This is a genomic window from Streptomyces sp. NPDC012835 (genome assembly GCF_042900885.1).
Classification (GTDB): domain Bacteria; phylum Actinomycetota; class Actinomycetes; order Streptomycetales; family Streptomycetaceae; genus Streptomyces.
Map to the genome: position 1 here is coordinate 143,825 of NZ_JBIBBW010000005.1, position 25,035 is coordinate 168,859.

At 71.1% G+C, this 25,035-nt stretch carries 17 protein-coding genes; 8 read left to right on the forward strand and 9 right to left on the reverse strand.

Translation table 11 applies throughout. The features are described 5' to 3' along the window. Positions 1 to 17 precede the first annotated feature (17 nt). The 5 genes from ACFY6S_RS22070 to ACFY6S_RS22090 all read left to right on the forward strand — a co-directional run bounded on the left by ACFY6S_RS22070 (position 18) and on the right by ACFY6S_RS22090 (position 7,475). Positions 18 to 2,156 (forward strand): copper resistance CopC/CopD family protein, encoded by a 2,139-nt coding sequence (locus tag ACFY6S_RS22070; RefSeq protein WP_388824123.1) that lies wholly within the window; start codon positions 18 to 20, stop codon positions 2,154 to 2,156. Between the two features lie 6 nt (positions 2,157 to 2,162). Further along, positions 2,163 to 3,575 (forward strand): iron uptake transporter deferrochelatase/peroxidase subunit, encoded by a 1,413-nt coding sequence (gene efeB / locus ACFY6S_RS22075; RefSeq protein WP_388824125.1) that lies wholly within the window; start codon positions 2,163 to 2,165, stop codon positions 3,573 to 3,575. Positions 3,576 to 3,722: 147 nt separating this feature from the next. Then, positions 3,723 to 4,658 (forward strand): prephenate dehydratase, encoded by a 936-nt coding sequence (pheA, locus tag ACFY6S_RS22080; RefSeq protein ID WP_388824127.1) that lies wholly within the window; start codon positions 3,723 to 3,725, stop codon positions 4,656 to 4,658. Between the two features lie 649 nt (positions 4,659 to 5,307). Beyond that, positions 5,308 to 6,585 carry a serine--tRNA ligase gene (gene serS, locus ACFY6S_RS22085; RefSeq protein WP_388824129.1) on the forward strand — a complete coding sequence of 426 codons (1,278 nt, stop codon included), beginning with the start codon at positions 5,308 to 5,310 and terminating at the stop codon, positions 6,583 to 6,585. A gap of 71 nt (positions 6,586 to 6,656) precedes the next feature. Then, positions 6,657 to 7,475 (forward strand): HAD family hydrolase, encoded by an 819-nt coding sequence (locus ACFY6S_RS22090; RefSeq protein WP_388824131.1) that lies wholly within the window; start codon positions 6,657 to 6,659, stop codon positions 7,473 to 7,475. A gap of 511 nt (positions 7,476 to 7,986) precedes the next feature. Here the strand turns inward: ACFY6S_RS22090 and ACFY6S_RS22095 are convergent. From ACFY6S_RS22095 to ACFY6S_RS22115, 5 genes are all read right to left on the reverse strand, one after another. Further along, the gene (locus tag ACFY6S_RS22095; RefSeq protein ID WP_388824133.1) at positions 7,987 to 8,682 is read right to left on the reverse strand and encodes a hypothetical protein; all 696 of its coding nucleotides are present in this window, start codon (positions 8,680 to 8,682) and stop codon (positions 7,987 to 7,989) included. 275 nt (positions 8,683 to 8,957) lie between these two features. Further along, positions 8,958 to 9,677: an ABC transporter permease gene (locus ACFY6S_RS22100; RefSeq protein ID WP_388824135.1), complete on the reverse strand. Its 720-nt coding sequence runs from the start codon at positions 9,675 to 9,677 to the stop codon at positions 8,958 to 8,960. A 25-nt stretch (positions 9,678 to 9,702) separates the two neighbouring features. Next, positions 9,703 to 10,614 carry an ABC transporter ATP-binding protein gene (locus tag ACFY6S_RS22105; RefSeq protein WP_388824137.1) on the reverse strand — a complete coding sequence of 304 codons (912 nt, stop codon included), beginning with the start codon at positions 10,612 to 10,614 and terminating at the stop codon, positions 9,703 to 9,705. Further along, on the reverse strand, positions 10,611 to 11,519 hold the full coding sequence (locus ACFY6S_RS22110; RefSeq protein WP_388824139.1) for an ABC transporter permease: 909 nt from the start codon (positions 11,517 to 11,519) through the stop codon (positions 10,611 to 10,613). Before ACFY6S_RS22110 ends, ACFY6S_RS22105 begins: the two co-directional genes overlap by 4 nt. Next, complete coding sequence (locus ACFY6S_RS22115; RefSeq protein ID WP_388824850.1) at positions 11,509 to 12,546, reverse strand: ABC transporter ATP-binding protein; 1,038 nt, start codon at positions 12,544 to 12,546, stop codon at positions 11,509 to 11,511. The genes ACFY6S_RS22110 and ACFY6S_RS22115 overlap by 11 nt, the downstream gene beginning before the upstream one ends. Before the next feature lie 478 nt (positions 12,547 to 13,024). Between ACFY6S_RS22115 and ACFY6S_RS22120 the strand changes: the two genes are divergently transcribed. Further along, positions 13,025 to 14,872: an SDR family oxidoreductase gene (locus ACFY6S_RS22120; RefSeq protein WP_388824141.1), complete on the forward strand. Its 1,848-nt coding sequence runs from the start codon at positions 13,025 to 13,027 to the stop codon at positions 14,870 to 14,872. 551 nt (positions 14,873 to 15,423) lie between these two features. Here ACFY6S_RS22120 and ACFY6S_RS22125 read toward each other — a convergent pair. Beyond that, positions 15,424 to 16,323, reverse strand: coding sequence for an LLM class flavin-dependent oxidoreductase (locus ACFY6S_RS22125; protein WP_388824143.1), 900 nt, complete (start codon positions 16,321 to 16,323; stop codon positions 15,424 to 15,426). Between the two features lie 170 nt (positions 16,324 to 16,493). On the opposite strand from ACFY6S_RS22125, the gene ACFY6S_RS22130 reads away from it, so the two are divergent. Then, on the forward strand, positions 16,494 to 17,291 hold the full coding sequence (locus tag ACFY6S_RS22130) for a VOC family protein (RefSeq protein WP_388824145.1): 798 nt from the start codon (positions 16,494 to 16,496) through the stop codon (positions 17,289 to 17,291). Between the two features lie 183 nt (positions 17,292 to 17,474). Then, entirely contained in the window at positions 17,475 to 18,344 is an 870-nt protein-coding gene (locus ACFY6S_RS22135) for a Cof-type HAD-IIB family hydrolase (RefSeq protein WP_388824147.1), read from the forward strand. 153 nt (positions 18,345 to 18,497) lie between these two features. Here the strand turns inward: ACFY6S_RS22135 and ACFY6S_RS22140 are convergent, their stop codons facing one another. The 3 genes from ACFY6S_RS22140 to cydB are packed head-to-tail and all read right to left on the reverse strand — an operon-like array spanning position 18,498 to position 25,021. Next, positions 18,498 to 20,381, reverse strand: a complete 1,884-nt coding sequence (locus tag ACFY6S_RS22140; protein ID WP_388824149.1) for a GAF domain-containing protein — start codon at positions 20,379 to 20,381, stop codon at positions 18,498 to 18,500. 20 nt (positions 20,382 to 20,401) lie between these two features. After that, a complete protein-coding gene (cydD, locus tag ACFY6S_RS22145) occupies positions 20,402 to 24,001 on the reverse strand; it encodes a thiol reductant ABC exporter subunit CydD (RefSeq protein WP_388824151.1) in 3,600 nt (1,199 codons plus the stop codon). A 15-nt stretch (positions 24,002 to 24,016) separates the two neighbouring features. Then, positions 24,017 to 25,021: a cytochrome d ubiquinol oxidase subunit II gene (gene cydB, locus ACFY6S_RS22150; RefSeq protein WP_388824153.1), complete on the reverse strand. Its 1,005-nt coding sequence runs from the start codon at positions 25,019 to 25,021 to the stop codon at positions 24,017 to 24,019. Positions 25,022 to 25,035 lie beyond the last annotated feature (14 nt).

Consider the following 25,035-nt stretch of genomic DNA (forward strand, 5'->3'; position numbering starts at 1 on the left):
AGGGACTGAGACACGTCATGACAGCCACCGCCCCGCGCTTCGGAACCGCCGGCCCCACCAGAGCCATAGCCCTGGTGCGCCTGCTGCTCGTCACCACGGTGCTCATCGGCACCGTCTTCACCGTGCTCTCCGGTACGGCGTCGGCACACGCCGCGCTGACCGGCAGCACCCCCGAGGACGGGGCGGTGGTCGCCACCGCGCCCAAGGACATCACCCTCTCCTTCTCCGAACAGGTCGCGCTGGGCGCCGACTCGATTCGCGTACTCGATCCGGACAGCAAGCGCGCCGACACCGGAAAGATCATCGACCTGAGCAGTGGCGGCACCGTGCGGTACGGCGTCGGCCTCAACCCCGAACTGGCCGACGGCACCTACACCGTCGCCTGGCGGGCCGTCTCGGCCGACAGCCACCCGATCTCCGGCGCCTTCACCTTCTCCATCGGGGCCCCCTCGGAGACCACCGCAGCCCTGCCCGCCGAGCAGGCCGGCGGCGGCCTGGTCGGCACCCTGTACGACATCGCGCGCTACGTCTCGTACGCCGGCTACATCCTGCTCGTCGGCGGCGCCGCCTTCATCCTCTGCTGCTGGCAGCGCGGCGCTTCCGTACGGCCGCTGCAACGCCTCGTCGTCCAGGGCTGGCTGGCCCTGACCGGCGCCACACTCGTACTGCTGCTTCTGCGCAGCCCGTACACCGGCTCGGGCAAGCTGGCGGACGCCTTCGATCTGGACGGACTCCAGGACGTCCTGGCGACCAAGACCGGCGCGGCACTCGTCTCCCGGCTGCTGCTCCTCGGCGCGGCCGCACTGATCATCGCCGTCCTCTTCGGCACGTACGCCAGGCGCGAGACCTCCGGGGACGAGAGGGAGAGCGAGCAGGAGAGCAAGGAGAAGAAGGACCTCACCTTCGGCCTCGTCGTGGGCGGCACCGTCGTCGCGGCCGGGATCGCCGGGACCTGGGCGCTCGCCGAACACGCCTCGACCGGTATCCAGACCGGACTCGCCATGCCGGTGGACGTCCTGCATCTGCTGGCGGTGGCCATCTGGCTCGGCGGCCTCACCGCGCTGCTCGTCGCTCTCTACCGGGCGCCCTTCATGGAGAGCGCGGCGGTCCGGCGCTTCTCCCGCACCGCCTTCATCAGCGTCATGGTGCTCGCGGCGACCGGGCTCTACCAGTCCTGGCGGCAGGTCGGATCGTGGTCGGCGCTCTGGGAGACGTCATACGGGCAGCTCCTTCTGGTCAAGATCGGGCTCGTCGCCCTGATGGTCGGTATCGCCTGGTTCTCCCGGCGGTGGACGGGACGGCTGGCGGAGCGGTCGGAACGGTCGGAACGGTCGGAGCGGTCGGAGCGGTCGGAGCGGTCGGAGGAAGATACGGCCGCCACGGGCGAGGCAGCCGGGGACGAGATGGCCGAGCGGACAGGGGTGACCGAACGGACCGGTGTGACCGAGCGGACAGGGGGAGCCGAGGACGAGGTGACGGAGCAGACCGGGGTGACCGAGGCGACCGAAGCCGCCGCGGAACCGGGGACCGGGAGGACCGCCGGGGCCGCCGCGACGACGGTCGTCGTCGGTGACAGTGAGAGAGCTACCCAGCTCGCACGCCAGAAAGCCGCAATGGCAACAGCACGCCAGAAGCGGAACCGCGACCTCGATCCCGGGCGTACCGGACTGCGTCATTCCGTACTGGCGGAGGCCGGTGTCGCGGTGGTGCTCCTCGCCGTCACGACCGTGCTGACCACGACGGAACCGGGCCGCACGGTCGAGCAGGAGGTGGGCAGAGGCGGCGGTACGGCCGCGGCCCCCGGCGAGAAGAAGGGGCCCGTCACCCTCAGCGTGCCCTTCGACACGGGCGGCGCGAACGGCCGGGGCACCGTACGGCTCACCCTCGACCCGGCGTCCCCCGGCTCCAACGTGATGGACCTCAGCGTCGAGGGACCCGACGGAAAGCCGCTGGACGTGCCGGAGGTCAAGGCCGCCTTCACGCTCAAGGCCAAGAAGATCGGCCCACTGCCGGTCACCCCGGAGCGCGCCGGTACGGGACGCTGGAAGGCGGACCCCGTACTGATCCCCATGCCGGGCGAGTGGCTCCTCCAACTGACCGTGCGGACCTCCGACATCGACCAGACGACCGTCGACAAGAACGTGAAGATCGGCTGACCCACCGTGAGCGACACCCGCCAGAACCAGGCCCGCACCCCCGCCCCCTCGGGCGCCGGCAGCGTTCCCCCCGCAGGGGACGACCTCGGCGACGCCCCCGCCACCGCCATCTCCCGGCGTCGGCTGCTCGGCACGGCGGGGGCCGCCGGCGCCGCGGGCCTGGCACTCGGCGCGGTCGGCGGCGCCACCGGCTACGCGGCCGGGCGCCCGGAGCCGGTGGCCGCCCTGACCACCATCGGCACCGGCTCCGTCCCCTTCCACGGCGCCCATCAGCCCGGCATCACCACCCCGATGCACTCCAGCGGCCATCTGATCGCCTTCGACCTGCTGCCGGGTGCGGGCCGCAAAGAGGCCGCCGCGCTGCTGCGCCGCTGGTCGGCGTCGGCGCGGGCGCTGATGGCCGGCGAACCGGCCACGGGCGGCACGGGAACGTCCGGCGCGACGAACGGGAAGAACGGAACGAGCGGAAAGAACGGAACGAGCGGCGAGGACCCCGCCGTGGGCCACGACACAGGCATCGCCCTGGACGCGGGCCCGTCCTCCCTCACCGTGACCTTCGGCTTCGGCCGGAGCTTCTTCGGCCGCACCGGCCTGGCCGACCGGCGCCCCGCCGCACTGGACCCGCTGCCCGCCTTCTCCTCGGACCGGCTCGACGCCTCGCGCAGCGACGGCGACCTGTGGATCCAGATCGGCTCCGACGACGCGCTGGTCGCCTTCCACGCCCTGCGCACCCTGCAGAAGGACGCGGGGGCCGCGGCCCGGGTGCGGTGGCAGATGAGCGGCTTCAACCGTTCGCCCGGCGCGACCCCGCACCCCATGACCAGCCGGAACCTGATGGGCCAGATCGACGGCACCGGCAATCCCCGGCCGTCCGAACCGGACTACGAGCAGCGGATCTTCGTCCCGGCGAATCCGCCGGCCGGCACCCCCGACTGGATGGCGGGCGGCTCGTACGCGGTGGTACGTCGCATCCGTATGCTCCTCGACGACTGGGAGAAGCTCGGCGTCGGCGCGCAGGAGCGCGTCATCGGCCGCCGCAAGTCCGACGGCGCCCCCCTCACCGGCGGCACGGAGACCACCGAGATGGACCTCGACCGGCTGGGCTCCGACGGGAAGCCCGTCATCCCCGTCAACGCGCACGCCCGGATCTCCAAGCCGGAGGCGAACGGCGGGGCCGCCATGCTGCGCCGTCCCTTCTCCTTCCACGACGGGATCGGCGCCGACGGCGTACCGGACGCGGGGCTGCTCTTCGTGTGCTGGCAGGCCGACCCGCTCAAGGGCTTCGTACCCGTACAGCGCAAGCTCGACCGCGGAGACGCGCTGTCGGCGTTCATCCGCCACGAGTCGAGCGGCCTGTTCGCGGTGCCGGGGGGCGCGCGGCAGGGGGAGTACGTGGGTCAGCGGCTACTGGAGTCGTAAACACGGGTACGCATGTACGTATATATGCGCCCCGGCGCGGCGGGTACGGCGGCGGGTACGCGGCGCACGGCGAGCGCGCCCGCCCGCTCGGCCGGGGAGCCCGTCGGCCGGGAACGACGACCCCGGTCGGCCCATTAAGGTGACCGTATGTCGGCCACGCGCTATACGTATCTCGGCCCCGAGGGCACCTTCACGGAAGCCGCTCTCCGCACGCTCCCGGAAGCCGCCACGCGAGAACTCGTCCCCATGGTGTCCGTCCCGGCGGCCCTCGACGCCGTACGCGGCGGCGAGGCCGCGGCCGCACTCGTACCGATCGAGAACTCGGTGGAGGGCGGTGTCACCGCGACGCTCGACGAACTGGCGTCCGGCGAGCCGCTGATGATCTACCGCGAAGTGCTGCTGCCGATCGCCTTCGCCCTGCTCGTACGGCCGGGGACCGGGCTGTCCGACATCAAGACGGTGACCGGGCATCCGGTCGCCCAGCCGCAGGTGCGCAACTGGCTGCGGACCCATCTGCCGGATGCGCGGTGGGAGTCCGCCGCGTCCAACGCGGACGGGGCCAGGCTGGTGCAGGAGGGCCGGTTCGACGCCGCCTTCGCCGGAGAGTTCGCGGCGGCGACCTACGGGCTCGTCCCCCTGGTCACCGAGATCCACGACGCGCAGAACGCGGAGACGCGCTTCGTGCTGGTGGGCCGGCCGGCGCGGCCCTCGGCGCCGACCGGCGCGGACAAGACCTCGGTGGTCATCTGGCTGGGCGACGACCACCCCGGAGCGCTGCTCGGACTCCTTCAGGAGTTCGCGGTGCGCGGGGTCAACCTGATGCTGATCCAGTCACGGCCGACCGGCGCCGGGATCGGCAACTACTGCTTCGCCGTGGACGCCGAGGGCCATATCGCCGACCGCCGGGTGGGCGAGGCGCTGACGGGGCTGAAGCGGATCTGCCCCAAGGTGCGATTCCTCGGCTCCTACCCCCGCGCGGGGGTGTCCCCGGCGGATGTACGGACGCTGCGGCCCGGCACCTCGGACTCGGAGTTCATCGAGGCGGCCGAGTGGCTGGCGCGCAGCCAGGACGGCCGCGCCTGACCTCGGGAGCGGGCGCCGCTGACAGCGAAAGCGGGCGCCGCCGGTCTCGAAGGCGGGCGCCCGCGCCCCGGCGGATCCCGGGGGCTGTGGATGCTCGGGAGAGTTATCCACAGGCGCGCTTCTCGACCTGGGGACAAGTCGACAGCGACAACCGACACAGTCGACAAATCGCCCCAGGTGCCTCACTTCCATCCACAGGGCGCCAGGTCGCCCCGTGTCAGCTCAATTCCAGTGATCAACTCGTTAGAGCGAGTAATTCCCACCCGAATGAGTGCGCCAAGCCGGTTTAGGGCGGGAATTCCCCAGACCTTCCGCGACCTTCCCGCCCCTGAATTCCGTGATCCACAGACCTCCCACACAGCCTGTGGATAACTCCGCCAGACTCGCCTTTTCTGTGGACAACGCGCACGACGAGCCACCCCAAGTCCCGCCCTCCGCAAGGGTGATGAGTCAAGACGGCAGCACCGGAATGCCTCATTCCGGGGAATTGCCGCCCCCTTTATTGACGAACGAAGCGTGAACCGAGAGCGTGCGCCGAGCGGTCCACCGAGGCTTCTCCCCACCCTCCCCAATTACCGCAATTTGGACAAATAGCCGCGCCCGCGACTATCGAGTGGGCGCTGTCGGTGCACACCGGTAGCCTGGTGGGGTGATTGACCTTCGCCTGCTTCGTGAGGACCCCGACCGTGTTCGCGCCTCCCAGCGCGCCCGTGGAGAGGACGTCGCGCTCGTCGACGCCCTGCTCTCCGCCGATGAGCGGCGCAGGTCGTCCGGCGTCCGCTTCGACGAGCTGCGCTCCGAGCAGAAGTCGCTGGGAAAGCTGATCCCCAAAGCCTCCGCCGAGGAGCGGGCCGAGCTGCTCAAGAAGGCGGAGCAGCTGAAGGCCGACGTGAAGGCGGCCGACGCCGAGCAGCACGAGGCGGACGACGAGGCCAAGCGGCTCCTCCTCCAGTTGGGGAACGTCGTCCACCCCGACGTGCCGGTCGGCGGCGAGGAGGACTTCGTCGTCCTGGAGACGCACGGCACGGTCCGCGACTTCGCGGCCGAGGGCTTCGCGCCCAAGGACCACCTGGAGCTGGGCGAGGCGCTGGGCGCCATCGACGTCGAGCGCGGTGCCAAGGTCTCTGGCTCGCGCTTCTACTACCTGACGGGGGTCGGCGCCCTGCTGGAGCTGGCCCTGGTCAACGCGGCGATCGCGCAGGCCACCGAGGCCGGTTTCATCCCGATGCTCACCCCCGCGCTGGTCCGCCCGCGCGCCATGGAGGGCACCGGCTTCCTCGGCCAGGCCGCGGAGAACGTGTACCACCTGGAGAAGGACGACTACTACCTGGTCGGTACGTCGGAGGTCCCGCTCGCCGCGTACCACATGGACGAGATCATCGACGCGGACAAGCTCCCCCTGCGGTACGCGGGCTTCTCGCCGTGCTTCCGCCGCGAGGCCGGTACGTACGGCAAGGACACCCGGGGCATTTTCCGGGTCCACCAGTTCGACAAGGTCGAGATGTTCTCGTACGTCGACCCGGCGGAGGCGCAGTCCGAGCACCAGCGGCTGCTGGACTGGGAGAAGCAGTGGCTGACCTCTCTCGGTCTGCCCTTCCAGGTGATCGACGTGGCCACGGGCGACCTGGGCGCTTCGGCCTCGCGCAAGTTCGACTGCGAGGCGTGGATCCCGACGCAGGGCAAGTACCGCGAGCTGACCTCGGCGTCGAACTGCGACGGCTTCCAGGCCCGCAGGCTCTCGGTCCGCATGCGGGACGGCAAGCAGGTCAAGCCGCTGTCGACGCTGAACGGCACGCTCTGCGCCGTACCGCGCACGATCGTGGCGATCCTGGAGAACCACCAGTTGGCGGACGGTTCGGTACGGGTGCCCGAGGTGCTGCGTCCGTATCTGGGCGGCCGTGAGGTCCTGGAGCCGATCGCCAAGTGAGCACGGATCCCACGCCCGCGCCCGCGGAGGCCACGCCCGCAACGGCCATATCCGCGAAGACCGTACCCGCGGTGGCCACGCCGGCTCCGCCGTTCCCGTACAAACTCGTCGCGACCGACCTCGACGGCACACTGCTGCGCGAGGACGGCACGGTCTCCGAGCGCACCCGGGCGGCGCTCGCCTCGGCGACGGCCGCGGGCGCCGCGCACATCATCGTCACGGGACGTGCCGTGCCGTGGACCCGGAACATACTGGACGACCTGGGGTACGAAGGTCTCGCGGTGTGCGGCCAGGGCGCGCAGGTCTACCACGCCGGTGAGCACAGGCTGCTGACGTCGCTGACCCTGGACCGGCAGCTGGCCAAGCTGGCGCTCGCCCGGATCGAGGAGCGGATCGGCGCGCCGACACTGGCCGTGAGCCGGGACGGGCTGGACGGCGAGGTGCTGGTCGGCCCCGGCTACCGGGTGCAGGAAGGCCCGCTGCCGGCGCTGTTCGTGGACGACCCGGCGCAGCTGTGGGCCGCGCCGCTCAACAAGGTGTACATCCAGCATCCGGCGCTGGACGACGACACGCTGGCCGAGGCGGCGCAGGCGGCCGTCGGCGGTCTGGTGGACGTGGTGATGGCGGGCGCAGGCGTCGTGGAGATCCTGCCGCCGGGCCTGACCAAGGCCACCGGGCTCTCGCTGGCCGCGCGGAGGCTCGGCGTCAAGCCGGCGGACACGATCGCGTTCGGGGACATGCCGAACGACATCCCCATGTTCGGCTGGGCGGGGTACGGCGTGGCGATGGCCAACGCGCACACGCAGCTCAAGGCGGTCGCGGACGAGGTCACCGCGTCGAACGCGGACGACGGCATCGCGGTTGTGCTGGAGAAGCTGCTGCTCGGTTAGGCGACGGCGTGGCGCTGCCCCGCCCGGGTGCTGCCCCGCTTCAGGTGCTGCCCTGCTCGGGTGCCGCCCCGCTCGGGTGCCGCCCTGCTCGGGTGCCGCCCCGCTCGGGTGCTGCCCCGCTCGGGTGCCGCCTCGCTCAGGTGCCGCCCGCTCAGGTGTGTCTGGCCGTCGCAGGTGGTCGTGGAGGTGGTCCGGGAGGGGTGGCCCGCGCGGATGCGCGCTCGAAGCGGCCACCCCCGGGCAGCTCGCCGGCGGCTGCGCGGAGTCATGATGGTTACTCCGGTGCCTGCGCGGTGGTGCCCCGCTGGAAGCTCGACGGACTCGGATCCCCGGTCATCGCCGTGCTCCGCTCCCGGTCTGTGGGTCTTCCGACCACCACAACTCTGCCCGGAACCTCGTTGCGGCGCCACCGAATATTCGCCAACGGCCCGTGCCCGCCCCGGAGTCACCCCCGCGGCATGGGCGGACACGGACCTGCCGGGCCACCGCACGGCCCGGCCCTACCGGCGGATCAGCCGCGCCTGCGCCCCAGGCGCAGATCCCTCACCTGATGGGCGAGGCCGTCCACCTTGGCGTCGACCCGGTCGAGGCGGGCGGACACGTCGCACAGCCGGTTGCTGAGCGCGGCCACCACCCGGTTGGTGGCGTCGAGCCGGCGGTCCAGACTGTCGAGCCGGTACGACATCCGGTTCAGGACCGGCCCCAGCTCCTGAAGCGCGGCCCCGACGCCGCCGAGGCAGGACTCGATGTTCGTCACGCGTCGGTCGAGGTCCGCGTACCCCTGGCGCAGGTCCTCCTCGGCGTCGAGGAGATACGTACGGACGCGGCGCGCGATGTCGCTGTCGCGGAGGAGCATCGCGATGTTGAGTACGGCCCGGCGGGGGTGCAGCGTCAACTGGGTGACAGCCTGTGGATAACTTTCTCCTCGACCCTCGCTCCATAGTGACAACATGTCACTATGAAAGCGTCGCAGGTCAGCGCCTCGCACCACGCGCATGCCGTTCTCGCACAGCTCGGCGCGATGCCTCGCCGTCAACTGCCTGATGACGCCTGTGGATACTTCGAAGTACCGCGCGACGTCCTCCGTACGGACATGAATGCCGTCCGGAAGCATCGTCAGGGCCTTGACCTTGTCGAGCGCCTCGACCCGCCCCATGACGCTGTCGCGCATCGCGCGCGATTCGAGCAGAGCACCTTCAGGTGGCATGGAAATGCCTTCCCCTTCGTGAACCGATGATGGTCGGCCCTCTCCCCGGGCTTCAGGGGTGGAGGTCGGCTCACGGTGCTTTCTCACTCAATGACCGGTGCGGCCGTTCGACCCGGTCACCGGCAATCCCCAGATTCACGAACGCTCGACGTCACGAACTCCAGTTGCCTCCACGCACCCTGCCAAACGAACAGATAACCCTACAGTTACGCGGCAACCCCCGCCTTTCGGGCGGGGGTTGTCCTAGCGAACCGGAGGTGCCGTGCTCCCGGTGCTCACTCCTCGCCCGCGAGCGTCAGCGTCCGGAGCTTCCGCCCCGCGTACCAGGTGGCGACCACGGAGACCCCGACCAGCAGGATCACCGCGAGCGGCAGCGTCACATCCGAGGTGATCACGCCGTCGCCACCGATCTTCTGGGCGAGTGCCAGGGCCCACTGCTGGACGCTGAGCGTCCGCGCGCCGGACACCAGGCTGCCGAAGAGCGTCTCCCAGACCAGCGCGTAGACCAGTCCGATGACCACCGCGTGCCGGCTGACCGTACCGAGCAGCAGGAACAGCGCGCTGTACGCGATGGAGGCGACGAGGGCCGCCACGGTGTACGCGATGGCGATCTGCTGCCCGTTGCCGTTGAGGATCCACCCGGCGACGAAGGTGGGGACGGCGGAGAACGCCATGGTCACGGCGATCGCCACGATCAGCTTGGTGAAGATGATCGACGAACGCTTCACCGGCTTCGAGAGCAGATAGACGATCGAGCCGTCGTCGATCTCGGGGCCGATCGCGCCCGTACCCGCGATCACGCCGATCAGCGGCACCATCGTGGCGAGCGCGAAGCCGCCCAGCACATCGGAGGCGATCTGGTCGTCCACACCGTTGAAGGCACGGACGGCCGCCGACATCATGATCAGCAGCGCGGGCAGGACGAAGAGGATCGCGGCCCGGCGCCTGCCGAGCAGGGCCCGGTAGGTGAGCCGGGCGACTGTGGGGTTGTACATGACGTCACAGCTCCTTTCAGGCCGCTCAGGCCGCTACGAGATAGGAGAAGACCGACTCGAGGGACTCGTCGGAGGGTGAGACCGTGAGCAGCCGGATGGAGTGTTCGCGGGCGACCTTCGGCAGCAGCTCGGTGAAGCGGCCGAAGTCGACGGCCTGGATGCGCAGGGCTCCCTCGGCCATGTCGACGTCGATGCCCGCCGTCGACGGATCGGCGATCAGGGCGGCGGCGAGCGCGCGGTCGTCGCTGGAGCGCACGAGATAGCGGTGCGGCCGGTCGGTCATCAGGCGACGGATCTTCCGGAAGTCGCCGGAGGCCGCGTGCCGCCCGGCCACGATCACCTCGATGTGCGAGGCGAGTTGCTCGACCTCCTCCAGGATGTGGGAGGAGAACAGCACGGTACGGCCGGTGGCGCCCATCTGCCGCAGCAGATCCATGAGCTGCATGCGCTGGCGCGGGTCCATCCCGTTGAACGGCTCGTCGAGCAGCAGCACCGACGGATCGTGGACCAGCGCGGACGCCATCTTCACGCGCTGGCGCATGCCCTTGCTGTACGTCCCGATCCTGCGGTCCTGCGCGTACTCCATCTCGACCGTGGCGAGCGCGGCACGGGCGGCCTTCGGGCCCAGTCCGTGCAGTTCGGCGTTGGCCACGACGAATTCGAGGCCGGTGAGGAAGTCGTACATCCCCTCCCGCTCCGGCACGATGCCGATCTTCCGGTACGCGGACTCGTTGCGCCAGATCGGCTCCCCGTCCAGGGTGACGGCGCCCGTGGAGGGGGCGAGGAAGCCCGCCATCATGTTGATGAGGGTGGACTTGCCCGCGCCGTTGGGCCCGAGCAGACCGGTCACACCGGGGCCGATGGCCATGGTGACGTCGTTGACGGCGACCACGTTGCCGAACCAGCGCGAGGTGTGCTCGATGTTGATGGTGGTCACAGCCCGACCTTCCGGTAACGGCTCATCAGGACGGCGTACGAGCCGAGGATGAGCCCGAGTACGACGAGCAGATAGATCACGCCCACGCCGGCCGAGGGGCCCGCGCTCGCGGGGAAGGACGACGTGGCTCCCAGAAACGCGCTCTGGAGACCGTCGATGAGCGTGATGGGTGAAAAGAGGCCGATCCACTTGACGGCGGGCAGCTCCCCCGTGGACCAGGCGATCGCCTGGAGGATGGACACGGCTCCGTAGGAGATGGTCAGCGTCGCGATCACGGCGGCGACACCGAAGCCCCGGCGCGGGGTGAGCGCGGCCATCACCAGGCCGAGTCCGCCGAACAGCAGCGAGAGCACGGCGATCGAGACCAGTCCCTGGCCGAAGCCCTTGGTCTGCTCGGCGAAGTCCATCTTGGCCAGCAGCGAGCCCACATAGAGGATCAGCAGCGGCACCCCGGTCAGTACGAAGAGGGCGGAGGCCATCGCTCCGTACTTCGCGAGCACATAGTCGACGCGCTCGATCGGGCGCGAGAAGTACAGCGGAACGGTCTTGAAGCGCAGATCGCGGGAGACGGACTGCGGTGCCTGCGAGGCCAGATAGAGACCGATGATCGCCTGGGTGAAGATCGCGTAGCGCGTGTAGTCGAGCGGCAGCTTCTTGAGATCGGTCGCGATGGCGACCGCGACGATGATCGCCGCGGGCAGACACATCACGGCCAGGAGGATCATCGGAAGAACCTTGGACTTGGCCGAGCGGCCCAGTCCATACGCGCCGCGCAGGGACTGTACGTACAGGGAACGGCGGGCGTAGGAACGGCCGAGGCGCGCACCGTCGTAGTTGCGGTACCCGATGTTGTGGATACGGGTGGTGTCGGCCCCGGTGCCGGGCGGCCGGATCTCACTGCTCATCGCGGGCGCCTCCCTTCTGAAGTGCGTAGTCGGCCGCGTCCCGGTGGGCGGCGGCGGTGTCCGCCCCGTCTCCGCCCGGGCCGTCCGCCTCCGCCTGACGCGGGCGGAAGACCTCCGCGATGTGGTGGCGGCGCTGTTCCATCCGTACGAGCCCCAGGCCGAGCCCGGCGACGGTGTCGCGGACGGTGTCGTACGTCTCCTCGCCCCTGGCCTCGATCAGGAGGATGTGACCGGCGCCCGGCAGCCCCTCCTCGGCGCCCGCGCGGATCGTGACGCCGGCCGCCGACAGGGCCTCGCGCAGCGCCCCCGTGCCGTCGGGGTGCGTGTCCGTGTCGGTGACCTCGACCGCGAGTGTGGTGGTGGTCTGGGTGAAGTCGCTGGTCGAACTGGAACGCAGCAGCGTCCCGCCGTCGATGACGACCACGTGGTCGCAGGTGCGCTCCAGCTCGCCCAGGAGGTGGGAGGTGACCAGGACGGAGATGCCGAAGTCGGTGTAGACGCGGCGGATGAGGCCGAGCATCTCGTCGCGGCCGACCGGGTCGAGGCCGTTGGTCGGCTCGTCCAGCAGCACCAGTCGCGGGTCGTGGACCAGGGCCTGCGCGAGCTTGACGCGCTGCTTCATCCCCGTGGAGTAGCCGCCGATGGGGCGGTACCGCTCCTCGTAGAGGCCGACGTGGCGCAGGGTGTCGGCGGTCCGCTCGCGGGCGGCCGTCGCGGGAAGTCCGGACATGCGCGCCATGTGTACGACGAACTCGGTGGCCGAGACGTCCGGCGGCAGGCAGTCGTGCTCGGGCATGTATCCGACCAGCTCGCGGATGGCGCCGCCGCTCGTGGCGACGTCGAGCCCGAGCACCTCGGCCCGGCCCTCCGTGGCGGGGGACAGCCCCAGCAGGATCTTGATCATGGTGGACTTGCCGGCCCCGTTGGCGCCCACCAGCCCGGTCACACCGGGGCCGATGTCCAAGGAGAGCCGGTCAAGAGCGGTTACCCGGGGGAACCTCTTACTCAGGCTTTCGGTCGCGATCACAGTCACCCCTCGAAGGTAGTGGTGTCGGCCACACCGGTCGTCAGCCCAGGCGGCTGTATCCGTGTCAGCCTCCAGGCGTAGGTACCCGTAAGGGCCACGTAAGGGGACGCGGGTGGGGCGCGGGGCGCTTCTTCAAGGAGTCCCTTCACGGGGCTTCGGCACGAGGGTCGACGCGGTGGACTCCGGGTGGGTTTTCCACAGGCAGGACGGTGTCCTTGACGTGGCCGCCGACCATTGCGAGATTCGTCGGTGTCACGTTACGGACACGTAGCGCACGCGGGCGGGGGCCGTGGGAGTGGGGGGCGTGGGTGTGTGGCGGCGGAGGTGTGTGGCGGCGGAGAGGGAGAGAGACGGACGCTGGGCAGAGGCACGGACGGGAACAGGGGTGGGACAGGAACAGGGCAGGACGGGGACAGCAGGGACAGCAGGGACAGGGCAGAGCCAGGAGCGGGAACACAGAGCCGGAAGCGGAGGCGGTATGAGCGACGGAGACCGTACGGTGCCCGAGCCGGAGCGCGCCGGCACCGAGGGCGCCCGGATCGTGAGGACGGGGACCGAGGGGACCCGGATCGCGGGGGCCCGGGAGCGCTGGATCCCGGCGGGCGGGGTCGAGCTGTGTGTCGCGGAGCTGGGCGACACGGCGCGGCCCACCGTGGTGCTCGTACACGGCTATCCGGACAGCAAGGAGGTCTGGTCGGCGGTCGCGGTCCGGCTCGCGCGACGCTTCCATGTGGTGCTGTACGACGTGCGTGGCCACGGCGGTTCGACGGCGCCGAGTCCGTTGCGCGGCGGTTTCACGCTGGAGAGGCTGACGGACGACTTCCTGGCGGTCGTCGACGCGGTGAGCCCGGACCGCCCGGTCCACCTGGTGGGGCACGACTGGGGCTCGGTGCAGTCCTGGGAGTTCGTCACCGTGGCCAGGACGGCGGGGCGCGTCGCCTCGTTCACCTCGATATCCGGGCCGTCCCTGGACCATCTCGGGCTGTGGATGAAGCAGCGGGCCGCCCGGCCCACCCCGCGTCGGGCGGGTCAGCTCCTCGGGCAGGGCGCCAGGTCCTGGTACGTCTATCTGCTGCACGCTCCCGCGCTGCCCGAACTGGCCTGGCGCGGCCCTCTCGGCAAGCGGTGGCCGCGGATCGTCGGCCGGGCCGAGAAGCTCCCCCCTGGGCCGTACCCGACCGCGTCCCTGCCGCGCGACGCGGCACACGGGGCGTGGCTCTACCGGGACAACGTCCGTCCCAGGCTGCGCGATCCACGAACCGACGCCTACGCGCACGCGCCCGTCCAGCTGATCATCCCGACCGGCGACGCCTTTCTGTCGGAGCGGCTCTACGACGACCTGGAGCGGTGGGCTCCGGGGCTGATACGTCGCTCACTGCCCGCCAAGCACTGGGTGCCGCGCACCAGACCGGACCAACTGGCCCGCTGGATAGACGACTTCGTCACCGCACAGGAATCCGGCGACCGTCCGGCCGGGGCCACCGTGCCGACCGGTCCGTACGCCGAGCGCTTCGCCGGTCGGCTCGTCCTGGTCACCGGTGCGGCGAGCGGCATCGGACGGGCCACCGCGCTCGCGTTCGCCGAGGCGGGCGCCCGGATCGTGGTGGTCGATGTGGACGGCGAAGGTGCTCGGGAGACAGCCGAGTCGGCGCTCCGCACCGGAGCGGCCGAAGCCTGGGCGGAGCAGGTCGATGTCGGCGACGGAGACGCCATGGCGCAGCTCGCCGACAAGGTCACCGCGGAGTACGGCGTCGTCGATGTCCTGGTGAACAACGCGGGAGTCGGACTGTTCGGGCCCTTCCTCAAGACCGAAGCCGAGGACTGGAAGAAGGTCCTGGACGTCAACCTGTGGGGGGTCATCCACGGTTGCCTCCTCTTCGGCCGGCGGATGGCCGAGCGGGGCGAGGGCGGGCATATCGTCAACACCGCCTCGGCCGTCGCTTTTCAGCCCTCACGGGTGCTGCCCGCGTACGCCACGTCCAAGGCGGCCGTGCTGATGCTCACCGAGTGCCTGCGGGCCGAACTGGCCGGTCAGGGCATCGGGGTGTCCGCGATCTGTCCGGGCGTCGTCAACACCGGCATCACCTCCACGGCGCGTTTCCTCGGAGTCCCGGCCCGGGAACAGGAACGGCTCAGAAGGAAGACGGCCCGGCTGTACGGTCTGCGCGGCTACCCCCCGGAGAAGGTCGCCGCCGCCGTACTGCGCGCTGTCGCGCGCAACCAGGCTGTGGTGCCGGTCACTTCGGAGGCACGGAGTGCGCGGTTCCTGTCCCGGCTCGCGCCCGGACTGTTGCGCGCCATCGCCCGGATCAAGCCGCCCCTGTGAGCGTCGAGTGGAACAGGGAGCGTGCGCAACGCCCCTTCGCATCGCAACGATTTCAGTCGGGCGAATGTCGAAAGAGCCCTGCTGGCAAGCGACTTGGAAGCATCAGCCTCAACTGACCTACACATGGCACATATTGCTCAAATAGCCCAAAAGGAGCGTCAGTTGTCCACAGGTTCAGCAAATAGCCTGTGGATAAGTCCAGTTGGCTGTGGATCAAACCTGCTACCCGCAACTGACCTGAAACCGACCAGAAAAAGCGAGCGAAAAACAGGAGCGATGCGCTGATCCGATGAGCGGACCAACCGATGAACACGACGCGACGCCACGCGACGCCACGTCACGTCACGTCACGCCAAGCCGACGCCGCACGACGATTGCCAGCCGACCGGCCAGACCGACAGGCCAGACCGACAGGCCAGGCCGGTCGGCCGGTCCGGCCTGTCGAAACCGGCCTGTCGGAACCGGCCTGTCGAAACCGGCCTGTCGGAACCGGCCGTCCGGACCAGCGACCGGCTCTCCGCCGGCCACTCGGTCCGCTCCCCTGACGGCTGCTACGGACGCAGCTGCCCCAGCGCCTCCGTGGCGATCTGCTCGAAGACCCGTTCGTCGGCCGCGAAGTCCGAATCCGCGATCGGGGCGTGCACCGCGATCTCGGTGATGCCCAGCGCGAAGTGCCGGCCCGCGAAGTCCACGAACGCGTCGAGCGACTCCATCGGGCCGCCCCGCTCCGGGGTGAATCCGGTCAGCAGAATCCTTTCCACCTCGGACACCTCCCGCCCGATCTCCGCACACGCCTTGCCGAGCCGGTCGATCTGCCCGCGGATCGCCGCCGCCGACTCCTCGGGCGTACCCGACTCGAACAGCTTCGGGTCGCCGGTCGTCACCCACGCCTGACCGTGCGCCGCGGCGAGCTTCAGCCCGCGCGGACCGGTGGCCGCCACCGCGAAGGGCAGCCGGGGGCGCTGCACGCACCCCGGAATGCCACGCGCCTCCGAGGCCGAGTAGAACTTCCCGTCGTACGAAACGGAGTCCTCGGTCAGCAGCCGGTCCAGCAGCGGTACGAACTCGGCGAACCGGTCCGCCCGCTCTCCGGGGGTCCACGCCTCCTGGCCCAGGACCGTGGCGTCGAACCCGGTGCCTCCCGCGCCGATGCCCAGCGTGATCCGGCCGTTCGAGACGTCGTCCAGCGACAGCAGGTCCTTGGCGAGCGTCACTGGATGCCGGAAGTTCGGCGAGGTGACGAGCGTCCCCAGCCGCAGCCGGTCCGTGACCGCGGCGGCGGCCGTGAGCGTGGGAACCGCTCCGAACCAGGGGCCGTCGCGGAAGGTCCGCCACGACAGGTGGTCGTAGGTGTACGCGGTGTGGAAGCCGAGCCGCTCGGCGCGGAGCCACTCGTCGCGGCCCCCCTCGTTCCACCGGCGGACAGGAAGGATCACGGTACTCAGACGCATGCCCCGAGCCTACGTGGGCGCTCCCCCGCGCGGGATACCTCGCGCGGGCCCATGAGTTTCCGGCCGGCCGCCAGGGAATGCGGGATCGGCACGGTGCGAGCAAGGTGGTGAGGGGGATCCGTCAGCCGTGGGCGGCCGCTCGCGGCGGACCAGAGCTTGGGAGACGAACGATGTCCGAGGTCACCACCCCCTACGCGCCCGGCACCCCGTGCTGGATCGATCTGATGGTCCCCGACCAGCAGGCCGCCCTCGACTTCTACCGGGACCTGTTCGGCTGGCAGGGCGAGGTCGGTCCCGACGATCTCGGCGGCTACTCGGTCTGCACGCTCAGGGGCAAGCCCGTCGCCGGGATCATGAAGACGATGACCCCGGCGGCGGGCTCACCGGCACCGCCGCCACCCCACTGGACCAGCTACTTCGCCAGCGCGGACGCCGCCGCGACCGAAGCCGCGATCAGTTCGAACGGTGGCTCGGTGATCTCCCCGACGATGGACGTCAGCACGATCGGCCGCATGCTGATGGCCGCGGACCCGCAGGGCGCCGTCTTCGGGATCTGGGAGCCGCTGGAGTTCCAGGGAGCCCAGATCGTCAATGAGCCCGGCGCCCTGGTCTGGAATCAGCTCACCACCTCCGACCCCGAGGCCGCCGGGACCTTCTACCGCGCCGCGCTCGGCCTGGACGCCGGGCCGATCCCGGAGATGCCGGGCTTCACCGGATTCCATGTCGACGGGCACCTCGTCGGCGGCGTCCAGGGCGCGGAGAACCTTCCGGAGGGCGTCGCACCGCACTGGCTCGTGAACTTCGCCGTGGACGACACGGACAGCGTCGTCGACGCTCTCGTACGGGCCGGAGGATCGGTGCTCGCACCGGCCTTCGACATGGACTCGGTCGGCAGAATGGCCGTCCTCCAGGACCCGCAGGGCACCGCCTTCGCCGTGGTCGCACAGAGCGAGCCGACGGCCGCCTGACCGCTACCGGCCGGCGCCCGCCCCCTCCGCCGCGCCCGGCAGCCGCCCGCGCCGGGCGGGACGAGCGACGAGAAGCCAGGCGGGCGACGATTGGCCCGGCGACGGGCGGGCACCGTACCGAGTTCGCACTCAGATGTGCGACCCTCCGCACGCCCGTGCGTCTCCGTACGGGAGAATGGCCTCGTGACCTCGCCCCGTGGATCAGAGACCCCGCCCGCCGACTCCCCGCTCCCCGCCCGGCCCCGGCTGATCGCCACCGACCTGGACGGCACGCTGCTGCACGACGACAAGTCGGTCTCCGACCGTACGGTCAAGGCGCTCGCGGCGGCCGAGGAGGCCGGCATCGAGGTCTTCTTCGTCACCGGGCGACCGGCCCGCTGGATGGGTGTGGTCAGTGACCATGTGCACGGCCACGGGATGGCGATCTGCGCCAACGGCGCCGCCGTCGTCGATCTGCACGCCGGCGGAAAGCTCATCCAGGACCGCCCGCTGGACCGCGCGACCGCGCTGGATGTCGTTCAGGCGCTGCGCGACGCCGCCCCCGGGACGAGCTGCGCGATCGAGACGACCGCGGGCATCCACTACGAGCCCGCCTACCCGCGCTTCCTGGACGACCCGGGCGCGACTCTCGACTCGGCGGAGAAGCTGCTGCGGGAGTCCGGCGAGGCCGCAGCGGAGACATCGGTGCTCAAGCTGCTCGCGCACCACTCCGAGCTGACCCCCGACGGCTTCCTCGCGCTGGCCCGGACGGTGGCGGGCGACCGCGCCACCATCACCCGCTCCAGCCCGACCGCGCTGCTGGAGATCAGTGGCCTCGGCGTCAGCAAGGCGAGCACGCTCGCGCTCTGCTGTGCCGAGCGGGGGGTCTCGTCCGACGAGGTCGTCGCCTTCGGTGACATGCCGAACGACCTGGAGATGCTGACCTGGGCCGGCACCTCGTACGCGATGGCCAATGCCCATCCGGACGTGCTGGCCGCCGCCTCCGGACGCACGGTCACCAACAACGAGGACGGCGTCGCGGTCGTCATCGAACAGATCCTGGCGCGGCTGTAGCCGCCACGTCCGCGACACAGCCGCGACGGACGACCACGACCACGACTACGGCTACGGCTACGGCAACAGCAACAGCAACAGCAACGGCCGAGACTTCCCGCGGCCGCAGGGCCGGGCGACGCATGAGGTGGCGGACGGGGCGGCACACGCGGCTCAGAGCGGGGCCTCCCAGATCACGCTCGTACCGCCCGCCCCCTCACCGATTCCCCCCTCGCACCAGCTCGACCCGCCCAGCGCCTCGGCCCGCCGCCGCAGATTGCGCAATCCGCTCCGCCGCCCGCCCTCCGGGATGCCCACCCCGTCGTCGGCCACCGACAGCCGCACCGCTCCCCTGCCGTCGGGCAGCTTCGCGGTGACATCCAGCACGACCTCGATACGGGTGGCGTGCGCGTGCCGGAAGGCGTTCGAGAGGGCCTCGCGGAGCGCGGCGATGATGTTCTTGCCGGCGGGTTCGCCGATGGCCGCGTCGACCGGTCCGACGAAGCGGTGGGTGGGCTGGAAGCCCAGCGGCACGGCGGCCATGTTGAGTTCCCTCAGCACGCGGCCGCGCATCCCCGAGGGGGCCTCCGCCGAACCCTGCTGGAGCGCGAAGATGGCCGTACGGATCTCCTGGATGGTCACGTCGAGCGCTTCGACCGCGTTGTCGATGCCCTGGTGCACCTCGGGCGCGACCGATCCGCGATGGGCGCCCTCCAGCATCAGCCCGGTGGCGTGAAGCCGCTGGATGACGAGATCGTGCAGATCGCGGGCGATCCGGTCCCGGTCCTCCAGAACGGCCAGCCGCTCCCGGTCGCGCTGCGCCTCGGCCATCATCAACGCCAGCGCGGCCTGCGAGGCGAACTGGGTGGCCAGCACCCGCTCCCGTTCGCCGAAGCGGTGCCCGCCGCGCACCCGGGGAGTGACCAGAGCACCGAGCACCCGGCCGTCCGTGCGCAACGGCAGCAGCATGCTCGGGCCGAATCCGGTGACCAGCGTCGATGTCATACGCGGGTCGGTGGGGGAGTCGTCCACGAAGACGGGCTCACCGGCGAGGAGCGTCTCGGCGACGGGGCTGTCGGCCGGGATGACATCGCCCGGTCGGGCGGTCGGATGGTCCGCGGAGACCGCCACGATCTCCAAGCCCCCCTCGGGTGTGCGCAGCAGCACCACACCGACCGCCGAATCGGCCAGCATGCGGGCCTGTTCGGCGACCACGGACAGCGCGTCGTCCGCGTCCCCACCGGAGAGCAGGGCGGTGGTGACGGCCACGGAGCCGTCGATCCACCGTTCGCGCTGCCGGGCGGCCTCGTAGAGCCGGGCGTTGCCGATGGCGATTCCGGCCTCGTTGGCCAGGACGCGCAGCATGTGCAGGTCGTGGTCGTCGAACTCGTCGTGGGCGCCCTCGACGTCCGCCCGACGCGCCGCGCCCCCACCGTTCCCGACCTGGCGATCCTCCACAGCACCCATATCCGGCCCATCCGGCCCATCCGGCCCACCCGGTCCGCCTCGTCCGTCCGATCCCTCCGGTCCGCCGGGTCCGCCTCCGGCAGGCCCGCCGTTCGCTTCTGCCGGGCCGGACTTCTCCGCCAGGTAGAAGTTGCCGACGGTCTGGCCCTGCACCTGAATGGCGACACCGAGGAACGTGCGCATCGGCGGATGGCCGGGCGGAAACCCCACGGCGCGCGGGTCCGTTGTCAGATCCGCCAGCCGGATCGGACCGGGATGCCGGATCAACGCGCCGAGAAGCCCACTGTGCCCGTCCGGCCTGCGCCCGATACGGCGGGCCACGTCCTCGCCGACGCCGTGCACGACGAAATCCGCGAGGCGCTCGCCCGTCTCGTCCATGACCCCGATCGCGGCGTACTCGGCCCCGATGAGTTCGGCCGCCGTGCCGCAGATCCGGTCGAGCGTCGCGTGCAGCCCCAGCCCCGCGCCGACGGAACACATCGCTTCCAGCAGGTGCGGTACTCGCGCGGTGGTTTCGGCGGACAGGCCCTCAAGGCTGCCGACCGCGCGGGTGGCGGCTTCGAGCGGATCCATGGACTCGGGCACCTTCATACCCAAGAGCCTAGTAAGTCCTATTTGACAGGGAAAGTCGACTTCTGGGCGCCGAGCAGATCCCCGGCCCGCTCCCGGTCCAGCATGCGCCGCAGTGGCCCTTCCGCTGCGGCGAGTTCGGCGTAGGGACCACGCTCCACGCAGCGGCCCCCGTCGAGCACGATCACTTCGTCAACGGTGTCCAGGCCCCGCAGCCGGTGGGTGATCAGCAGCGTCGTCCGCCCCTCGGTCGCCGTCAGCAGATCGGCGGTCAGTTCGTCCGCCGTCGCCAGGTCCAGATGCTCCGCCGGCTCGTCGAGGAGGAGCACGGGGAAGTCCGCGAGCAGTGCGCGGGCCAGCGCGAGCCGCTGCCGCTGTCCCCCGGAGAGCCGGGCTCCGCCCTCGCCGACATGGGTGTCGAGACCGGCGGGCAGGGCGTCCACCCAGTCGAGCAGCCGCGCCCGGCGCAGGACGTCGCGCAGTTCGTGCTCCGACGCGTCCGTACGGGCGAGCCGCAGGTTCTCGCGTACGGAGCTGTCGAAGAGGTGCGCGTCCTGGGCGCACAGCCCGACGAAGCGCCGGACGGTGTCCCCGTCGAGGGCCGCCAGATCCGTACCGCCGAGCCGGCACTCGCCCTCGCGCGCGTCGAGGAAGCGCAGCAGCACGTGAGCGAGCGTGGTCTTGCCCGAGCCCGAGGGCCCGACGAGAGCGACGCGCCTGCCCTCGGTCAGCGTCAGGTCGAAGCCGCCGAGCGCGTCCCGCCGCTGCCCCGGATACCGCGCGGCCAGCCCGCGTACCTCCAGCGGGAACGGGGATGCGGGGGCCGTGGCGGGCTCCCGCGGCTCCTGTACGGGCACGGGGGCGTCCAGCACTTCGTAGACCCGTTCCGCGCCGCGCGCGCTCCGCTGCCGGTGCCGCACCGCGAGCGGCAGCCCGCTGACGGCCTCGAAGGCGGCGAGGGGGGTCAGGACGACAACGGCGAGTTCGAGCCCCGCCAGCCGTCCGGCGGCAACGGCCCCGACCCCGACGAACGCGGCAGCGGCCACGGTCAGTCCGCAGACGAGGGCCGAGAGGCCGCCGCCGAGCCCGTTGCCGCTCGCCCCGCGCGCGGCGACCTTGGTCAGCGTCCCGTCGGCCTCCGCGACCTCCTGGGTGCGGCTGGTGAGCGTACCGGCCACGGTCAACTCGGCCAGTCCGCCGAGCAGGTCGGTGACGCGGGTGGAGAGCAGCCCGCGCGCCGGGGCCAGTTGACGTTCGGTACGGCGTACGACCGCACCGCTCAGCAGAGGTACGGCGACCCCGGCGACGAGCAGCCCGGCGGCGAGTACGGCACCGGCCTCGGGCAGCAGCCACGCGGTGAAGCCGACGGCGCCCGCCCCGACGACCACGGCGCTGCCGACGGGGAGCAGCCACCGCAGCCAGTAGTCCTGGAGTTCGTCCACGTCCGCGACGAGCCGGGACAGCAGGTCTCCGCGCCGGGTGTCGCGCAGCCCCGCGGGGGCGATGCGCTCCAGCCGCTCGTAGACGGAGACCCGGAGGTCGGCGAGCATCCTGAGTACCGCGTCGTGCGACACAAGGCGCTCGGCGTAGCGGAAGACGGCGCGGCCGATTCCGAAGGCGCGGGTCGCCGTCACCGCGATCATCAGATAGAGCACGGGCGGCTGCTCGGAAGCGCGCGAGATGAGCCAGCCGGACACCGCCATGAGGCCGACGGCGGAGCCGAGGGCGCAGCTCCCGAGGAGCAGGGCCAGCGCGAAGCGTCCGCGCAGCGGCCGGGAGGCGGCCCGCATCCGCGCGAGCGGGCTCCCGGGCGCTGCGGCGGCTCCGCCTGCGCGCCCGCCGGGCGCGGCCCTCCCGCCCACCTCCGTCCCCGCGCCCGCATCCGTTCCCGTCGTCCGGGTGACGGACTGCGCGCCGTGGGCGACCGAAACGGCCGGTTCCCGCGCGGCGGCGGACGGGCCCCGGGACGGCGACACAGGGGCGAGGCGGTCGCCGGGCGAGCGTGCCGGCCGCGCCGGGAGGCTCACCACCCGGTCCGCCACCGCGAGCAGCGCCGGCCGGTGGACGACCAGCAGCACGGTACGGCCTTCGGCCAGTCGGCGTACGGCGTCGACGATGCCCGCTTCCGTCTCCCCGTCGAGCGCGGCCGTGGGCTCGTCCAGCAGCAGCAGCGGGCGGTCGGCGAGGAAGGCCCGGGCCAGGGCGAGCCGCTGGCGCTGGCCGGCCGAGAGCCCGGCGCCGTCCTCGCCGAGCACGGTGTCCAGCCCGCCGGGGAGCCCGGCCACGAAACCGGCCGCCCCCGCGTCGCGCAGCGCCTCCCACACGGCCGCCGGTTCGGCGTCCGGCCTGGCCAGGCGTACGTTCTCCGCGATCGTTCCGGCGAAGAGGCGGGGGTGCTGCGGCACCCAGGCGATCCGCTCGCGCCAGCGCTCCAGGTCGAGCGAGTCGAGGTCCCGGCCGTCCACCCGCACCCGGCCCTCGTCCGGTACGGCGAATCCGAGCAGCACCTGGAGCAGCGTGGTCTTCCCCACACCGCTCGGGCCGACCAGGGCGACGGTCTCCCCCGGCTCGACCGTCAGTGTGGCCGCGTCCAGCGAGGGCTCCGTCCGTCCGTGACGGCGGACCGTCACCCCGGTCAGCTCCAGCCGCAGCGCGTCGGGCACCTGTCCCGTACCGCCCGTCGGAGTCGGGGCCTCCAGGACCGTGAAGATCTCCTCGGCGGCGGCCAGTCCCTCGGCCGCCGCGTGATACTGCGCCCCCACCTGCCGGATCGGCAGATACGCCTCGGGGGCGAGCACCAGGACCACCAGGCCCGTGTACAGATCGAGTTCCCCGTGGACGAGCCGCATGCCGATGCCGACCGCGACCAGCGCCACCGAGAGCGTGGAGAGCAGCTCCAGCGCGAAGGACGACAGGAAGGCGATCCGCAGTGTCCGCACCGTGGCCTGCCGGTACTGCGAGGTGATCGAGCGGATCGACTCGGCCTGCGCCTTGGCCCGGCCGAAGACCTTGAGCGTCGGCAGCCCGGCGACCACGTCGAGGAAGTGCCCCGACAGCCGTGACAGCAGCCGCCACTGCCGGTCCATCTGGCTCTGGGTGGCCCAGCCGATGAGCGCCATGAACATCGGGATCAGCGGCAGCGTGACCACGATCACGGCCGCCGACACCCAGTCCTCGGTGACGATGCGCGCCAGGACCGCCACCGGCACCACCACCGCGAGTCCCAGCTGAGGCAGATAGCGGGAGAAGTAGTCGTCCAGAGCGTCGACCCCGCGCGTGGCCAGCGCCACCAGCGAGCCGGTGCGCTGGCCGGCCAGCCATCCGGGACCCAGGGCCGCCGCCCGCTCCAGCAGCCGTCGGCGCAGCTCGGACTTGACGGCGGCGCTCGCCCGGTGGGCGGCCAGCTCCGTCAGCCAGGAGACCAGAGCGCGCCCGACGGCGACGGCGACCAGCAGAAGCAGCGGGGTGCGCAGTCCGGAGCCGTCCAGTCCGTGCTGGAAGGCGCCCACCACCACTTCGGCGATCAGCATCGCCTGGGCGATGACCAACCCCGCCCCGGCCAGTCCGAGCGCCACGACCGCCGCCAGAAAGAACCGGGTGGCGCGGGCGTACCGGAGCAGGCGCGGATCGATTGGTTTCACGTGAAACACCCGCCTTCAGTGCTGGGCGTCGGCGATGTGCTGCGTACCGATCCGCTTGCGGAACACCCAGTACGTCCAGCCCTGGTAGAGCAGGACGACGGGGGTGGCGACGCCCGCGCACCACGTCATGATCTTCAGGGTGTACGGAGTGGAGGAGGCGTTCGTGACCGTCAGGTTCCACGCCTCGTTCAGGGAGGACGGCATCACGTTCGGGAAGAGCGCCAGGAAGAGCGTCGCGACCACGGCCACGATGGTCACGCCGGAGAGCGCGAACGACCACCCCTCACGCCCGGCGGCGATGGCTCCGATCGCGGCGGCCAGCGCCGCGACAGCGATGATCACCGTGACCAGGCTCTTGCCGTTGCCGTTGTCCGCCTGGGTCCAGATCAGGAAGCCCAGTGCCAGCACGGTGGTGACCGCCCCCAGGGTCAGCGCCAGCTTCCTGGCCCTGATCCGGATGTCCCCGGCCGTCTTGAGCGCGGCGAACACCGCGCCGTGGAAGGTGAAAAGCGCCAGGGTGACCAGTCCGCCCAGGATCGCGTAGGGGTTGAGCAGATCCCCGAGGCCGCCGACGTACTCCATCCGCGCGTCGATCTTCACGCCGCGCACGATGTTCCCGAAGGCCACCCCCCACAGCACGGCGGGGACCAGTGACGTCCAGAAGATCGTGTGTTCCCAGTTGCGCTGCCACTTCTCGCCCGGCCGCTTGGCCCGGTACTCGAAGGCGACCCCGCGCAGGATCAGGCAGATCAGGATGACCAGCATCGGCAGGTAGAAGCCGGAGAACAGGGTGGCGTACCAGTCGGGGAAGGCCGCGAAGGTGCCGCCGGCGGCGCTCAGCAGCCAGACCTCGTTGCCGTCCCAGACGGGGCCGATGGTGTTGATGAGGACCCGCCGCTCCTTGCGGTCGCGGGCCAGCAGCTTGGTCAGGATCCCGATGCCGAAGTCGAATCCCTCAAGGAAGAAGTAGCCGGTCCAGAGGACGGCGATCAGGACGAACCAGACGTCGTGGAGTTCCATAGCTCCTCAACTCC

Excerpts from the sequence above, each read along its gene's own strand:
- ACFY6S_RS22070 (WP_388824123.1), top strand. The coding sequence starts at position 18 with ATGACAGCCACCGCCCCGCGCTTCGGAACCGCCGGCCCCACCAGAGCC.
- pheA (WP_388824127.1), top strand. The coding sequence starts at position 3,723 with ATGTCGGCCACGCGCTATACGTATCTCGGCCCCGAGGGCACCTTCACG.
- ACFY6S_RS22095 (WP_388824133.1), bottom strand. The coding sequence starts at position 8,682 with ATGCCACCTGAAGGTGCTCTGCTCGAATCGCGCGCGATGCGCGACAGC.
- ACFY6S_RS22100 (WP_388824135.1), bottom strand. The coding sequence starts at position 9,677 with ATGTACAACCCCACAGTCGCCCGGCTCACCTACCGGGCCCTGCTCGGC.
- ACFY6S_RS22110 (WP_388824139.1), bottom strand. The coding sequence starts at position 11,519 with ATGAGCAGTGAGATCCGGCCGCCCGGCACCGGGGCCGACACCACCCGT.
- ACFY6S_RS22120 (WP_388824141.1), top strand. The coding sequence starts at position 13,025 with ATGAGCGACGGAGACCGTACGGTGCCCGAGCCGGAGCGCGCCGGCACC.
- ACFY6S_RS22125 (WP_388824143.1), bottom strand. The coding sequence starts at position 16,323 with ATGCGTCTGAGTACCGTGATCCTTCCTGTCCGCCGGTGGAACGAGGGG.
- ACFY6S_RS22130 (WP_388824145.1), top strand. The coding sequence starts at position 16,494 with ATGTCCGAGGTCACCACCCCCTACGCGCCCGGCACCCCGTGCTGGATC.
- ACFY6S_RS22140 (WP_388824149.1), bottom strand. The coding sequence starts at position 20,381 with ATGAAGGTGCCCGAGTCCATGGATCCGCTCGAAGCCGCCACCCGCGCG.
- cydB (WP_388824153.1), bottom strand. The coding sequence starts at position 25,021 with ATGGAACTCCACGACGTCTGGTTCGTCCTGATCGCCGTCCTCTGGACC.